General features: G+C 67.3%; 1 protein-coding gene and 1 pseudogene. Both read left to right on the forward strand.

Annotation, left to right across the window (positions count from 1 at the left end; all coding sequences use genetic code 11):
• Window positions 1-2,697: pseudogene (locus tag RCI06_RS14065) on the forward strand (hypothetical protein); the annotation flags it as partial.
• Between the two features lie 233 nt (window positions 2,698-2,930).
• Window positions 2,931-5,006 carry an elongation factor G gene (locus RCI06_RS14070; protein WP_101549202.1) on the forward strand — a complete coding sequence of 692 codons (2,076 nt, stop codon included), beginning with the start codon at window positions 2,931-2,933 and terminating at the stop codon, window positions 5,004-5,006.
• Window positions 5,007-5,411 lie beyond the last annotated feature (405 nt).

A 5,411-nucleotide genomic window follows, 5' to 3' on the forward strand; every position in this document is an offset into this window, starting at 1 on the left:
CCGCAGGAGGACTACCGCCCCCGCCGCGCGGAGGACGCGCAGGAGCCCCGCAGGGCCGTCCCGCGCGCGGACGAGCCCTACTATGAGCGCACCCGCCGGCCGCAGCGCCGGCCGGCCGCCCCCCAGCACGCCCCCCAGGAGGAGCGGCGCTCCCGCCTGAGCGGGTTCGGGCAGGAGGCGCAGGAGGCGCCGCGCCGGGAGGAGCCCCCCCGGCGTCCCGCGCAGGGAAGCGCGCGCCCGCGCTATGACGACTACCCCGCGGAACCCGCGCCGAAGCACGCCCGTCCGCGCTACGACGACTACCCCGCGGAGCCCGCGCTGAAGAGCGCGCGCCCGCGCTACGACGACTATCCCGCGGAGCCCGCGCCGAAGAGCGCGCGCCCGCGCTATGACGACTACCCCGCGGAGCCCGCGCCGAAGAGCGCGCGTCCGCGCTGCGACGACTACCCCGCGGAGCCCGCGCCCAAGACGCCCTACGATTTCGAGAGCGATTCCGCGCCGCTGCCGCAGGGCGAGACGCTCGGGGAGACGCTCGACCGGCTGCGCCGTTCGCGCGGCGGGGCCGCGCAGCAGCCCGCCGCGCCCCGCGAGGGGGCAGGGGAGGGCTTCACCTTCCGCGCCGCGCCGGAGGAACCGGCGGACGATTTCCGGCTGCCCTCCTGGGAGGACGACGCGCCCCCGCCGGAGGCGGGCGGCTTCGGGTTCCAGTTCGGGTTCGACGCCGGGACGGAACCGGAACCGGACGGCACCCGGATGGACATCCCCCTGCGTCCGCGCCCGCGCAGGAACGCGCCGGCGGGTCACACGCAGGAGATCGACACGGCCGCGCCGCGCCGCGCGCGGGAGGAGGGCCCGCAGGAGCTGGCCCAGTCCAAGTGGCGGCAGTCCTACGCCGAGCAGGAGCTGCTCGAGCAGGAGGTCCCGGAGGACGATTTCGGCGCGCCGGAGGACGCGCCCTATGTGGAGAAGGACCTCCGGTCCATCCGCACCGGGCTGACCGTCCGGCAGGTCGTGACGGCGGTGCTCGCCTTTCTGTCCCTCTACCTCACCGTTTCCCTCAAGGTGGTCCCCTTCGCCGGGAAGCTCGGGATCCCCGAGGGGTATATGCTGCCGCTGCCCCCGGCGGTCGCGCCGGAAAACAACATGCGGCTCTTTTTGATCGTGAACCTCGTGCTCGTGGTGCTGGCCGCCATCGTGTGCAGCAACATCGTGGGCGGCGGCATCGCGGCCCTCTGCCGCATGCGCGCCAACTGCGACACCCCCGCCGCGCTCGCCGTGCTCGCCGTGCTCATCCAGGGCATCGTGCTGACCGTGCTGCCCGACGCGGTGCTCGGCAACGGGAACGTCAGCCTCTATTTCCCGCTGGCCGTCGTGGTGCTGCTCTTCTCCCTCTTCGGCAAGAAGCTGATGATGAAACGGATTGAGCGCAACTTCGCCACCCTCACGGCGGAGGGGGACAAATACGCGCTCGTCCAGATCCAGAACCGCGAATTCGCGCGGGAATTCTCCCGCGGCCTCGGGCCGGACGTCGACCGGGTCGCTTACAGCGCCCGCGCCGGCTTCATCACCGGCTTCCTCGACCGCAGCTATTCCCCCGACTACAGCGAGTCCTTCTCCAACATCGCCTCGCCCATCTGCCTCGGGGGCGCGCTGGTGGTGGGGATCGCGGGCTTCTTCCTGATGGACCGTGAGCTGGTTTCCGCCGTTTCGGCGTTCGCGGCGGTGCTGTGCATCTGCGCGCCCCTCTCGGGCTCGCTCGTGCCCAACCTCATGCTCGCCCGCCAGGCCAGGCGCCTCTCCCGGAAGGGAGCGATGCTCGCGGGCTACACCGCCGCCGAGGACTACGCCGACACCGGCGCGGTGGTCGTCAGCGACCGGGACCTCTTCTCGGACGACAGCGTCATGCTCCACGGCATGAAGGTGTTTGCCGAAAAGCGGATCGACGAGGCGATCCTCGACGCCGCCAGCGTGATCATCTCCTGCGGGGGCATCATGTCGGGCATCTTCCTCAATATGATCGGCGGCAACCGCCGGATGCTCAAAAAGGTCGACAGCCTCATGTACGAGGACGGGATGGGCCTTTCGGCGTGGGTGGACGGCAAGCGGGTGCTGATCGGCAGCCACGAGCTCATGCGCAACCACGACATCGACTGCCCCTCCCGCGACTTCGAGATGCGCTACACCCGCGACGGGAGGCAGGTGCTCTATATCGCCAATTCGGGCGAGCTCTCCGCGATGTTCGTCGTGAGCTACAACGCCGACCCCGAAACCGCCGACGCCCTCTCCGAGCTGGAGCGCCGGGGCGTTTCGGTCGCGCTCTACACCACCGACCCGAACATCACCAGCGAGCTGGTCGCGGCCGCGTTCGGCGTGCGCCGCACGAGCGTGCGGGTGCTCCCCGCCAAGATCCACGCGGAATACGCCTTCCTCACAAAGCCCAAGGAGCGCATCTCCGCGGGCGGCTGCCACGGGGGCGGGCTCGCGGGCGTGCTCGCGCTGGTGCGCGCCGCCTCGGCCGTCCGGAAATCGGTCATGCGCGCCACCGTCGTCCAGCTCATCGGCATCGTCGCGGGCTACGGGCTCGTCGCCTTCATGGCCTTCACCGGCTCGCTGCAGCTCGCCTCCTACGGGGTGCTGCTCCTCTTCGGGCTGGCGTGGTACCTGATCACCCGCGCCGCCGCTTCGGCGGGCAAATAATCGATTTTACCCGCAACAGGGCCGCTGCACCAGCAGCGGCCCCTTTTTTCGCATATTCCTTGTGCAAAGTCCATAGTATTTTCCGGATTATTTATACAGGCGAACGGAGGGGATATCCCTTGCGCACGCCTCCGAGAAATTATATAATATCAATATAATGCCTCGCAAACACACGGCGATTGCTGGCAATTATGACTAATGCTCAGTGCAGATAGAAAAAGGAGTGTTATTACATGAGACAATACTTAGCGGGTAAGATCCGGAACGTTGCAATTGCCGGCCACGGAAGCAGCGGCAAAACCTCCCTGGCGGAGGCCCTGCTCTTTAAGGCCGGCGCAACCGATAGATTGGGAAAGGTCCCCGACGGCAACACCGTCTGCGACTTCGACCCCGAGGAGGTCAAACGCAAGGTTTCCGTTTCGAGCGCGGTCGCTCCGTTCAGCTGGGGCAGCGTCAAGATCAACCTGATCGACACCCCGGGACTTTTCGATTTCGCTGCGGGCATGTATGAAGGCGTGCGCGCGGCGGAGAGCGTGCTGATCGCCGTGTCGGCGCGTTCCGGCCTCAACGTGGGCGCGGAAAAGGCGTATAAGCTCGCCGAGCAGATGGGCAAATCGCGGATGTTCTTCGTCAACAAGATGGACACCGAGAACGCCGACTTCTACAAGGTGCTCGAGGAGCTCAAGGGCGCGTTCGGGCCGTCGGTCTGCCCGCTCGTCGTGCCGGTGGTCGAGGACCACAAGGTCCAGTGCTACATCAACCTGGTCGACAACAAGGCCTACCAATACAACGCCAAGGGCGAGCCCTCCGAGGTCGCGATGCCCGACATCGAGCACCGCTTCGAGGGCCTGACCGCCGCCATCAGCGAGGCGGTCGCCGAGACGGACGAGGAGCTGTTCGAGAAGTTCTTCTCGGGCGAGCAGTTCACCCGCGACGAAATCCTCAAGGGCATCCACGACGGCGTCCACAACGGCACCATCACCCCCGTGCTCTGCGGCTCCGCGGCCACGCTCGAAGGCATCGACATGCTCCTCGACGCGCTGGTCGACCACCTGCCCTCCGCGTGGGAGGCGGGCGCCGAGACCGCCGAGGACAAGGACGGCAACCCGGTGGAGATCGCCTGCACCGACGAGGCCCCGCTGGCCGCCTATATCTTCAAGACGGTCGCCGACCCGTTCGTCGGCAAGCTCTCCTATTTCAAGGTCGTCGCGGGCAAGCTCTCGAACGAGATCGCTCCCGTCAACTCCCGTACCGGCGAGCCGGAGCGCCTGGGCAAGCTCATCTACATGACCGGCAAGAAGCAGGAGGACACCGCCTTCATCACCGCGGGCGACATCGGCGCGGTCACCAAGCTGTCGAGCGCCATCACCGGCGACACCCTCTGCGACCCCAAGCGGGTGGTCTCCTTCGCGCGGATGAACTTCCCCGAGGCGTGCCTGTCGATGGCCGTCAAGGTCAAGAACAAGGGCGACGAGGGCAAGGTCGCGCAGGGCATGGTCCGCCTGATGGAGGAGGACCCGACCATCAAGTTCGAGCAGAACGCCGAGACCCACCAGCAGGTGATTTCCGGCCTGGGCGAGCAGCATATCGACGTGATCGTCTCCAAGCTGAAAACCAAGTTCGGCGTGGACATCGACCTCACCAAGCCCCGCGTTCCCTACCGCGAGACGATCCGCAAGGCGGTCAAGGTGCAGGGCAAGCATAAGAAACAGTCGGGCGGACACGGCCAGTACGGCGACGTGTGGGTCGAGTTCTCCCCCTACGACGGCGAGGACCTCCTCTTCGAGGAGAACGTCTTCGGCGGCTCGGTGCCGAGGAACTTCTTCCCCGCGGTCGAAAAGGGCCTCCAGGACTGCGTCAAGCACGGCGTGCTCGCCGGATACCCGGTGGTCGGCCTGAAGGCGGTCCTCGTCGACGGCTCCTACCATCCGGTCGACTCGTCCGAAATGGCGTTCAAGACCGCCGCGTCCCTCGCCTACAAGGCGGGCATGGCGCAGGCTTCCCCCGCGCTGCTCGAGCCGATCGGCAACCTCAAGGTCTACGTCCCCGACTCCAACACGGGCGACATGATCAGCGAGCTCAACAAACGCCGCGGCCGCGTGCTCGGCATGAACCCGGCGGACGACGGCCTCCAGATGATCGAGGGCGAGGTCCCGATGAGCGAGATGGGCGATTTCGCGACCGTGCTGCGTTCCACCACGCAGGGCCGCGGCTACTTCACCCTCACCTTCGAGCGCTATGAGCTGCTCCCGCCCCAGCTCGAAGCCGCCGTCATCGAGGAAGCCAAAAAGATGAACGAGGAAGACTGAGGCGCGCGTACTTTTGGCCCCCGACCAAAAGTACGTTAAGGAAGGGCGGGACTGCTCGACGCTGCGCGTCGAAGCGGCGCTTCGCGCCGACGCCCGCCCGGCGCGCCTCATGGGGGAAGGTCGGCGACCCTCCCCCATGGGCCCTCACCCGGCAACTGCATACAGAAGCGGCCGCCCTTTCGGGCGGCCGCTCTTTTTGCCGGCGCGGGTGGAACCGGTCTGCTGCACGCGGCAGGCTGGACGTGAGCGGAGGGCTGTGCGCACGTCAGTTGCGGCCCCTGCCCGGCAAGCTCGCCGCACATTTCGTTTCCGCCGTTGGGAGCGTCCGCAACCTAAATTGAGCCCTCAGCTGGTGTACCTGTGGGGAGCGGCGGTAGTCTGCGGGTACTGGCAAGGTACTCCCGG

It is taken from the genome of Anaerotruncus massiliensis (ex Togo et al. 2026) (assembly GCF_030825285.1).
GTDB lineage: Bacteria > Bacillota > Clostridia > Oscillospirales > Ruminococcaceae > Anaerotruncus > Anaerotruncus massiliensis.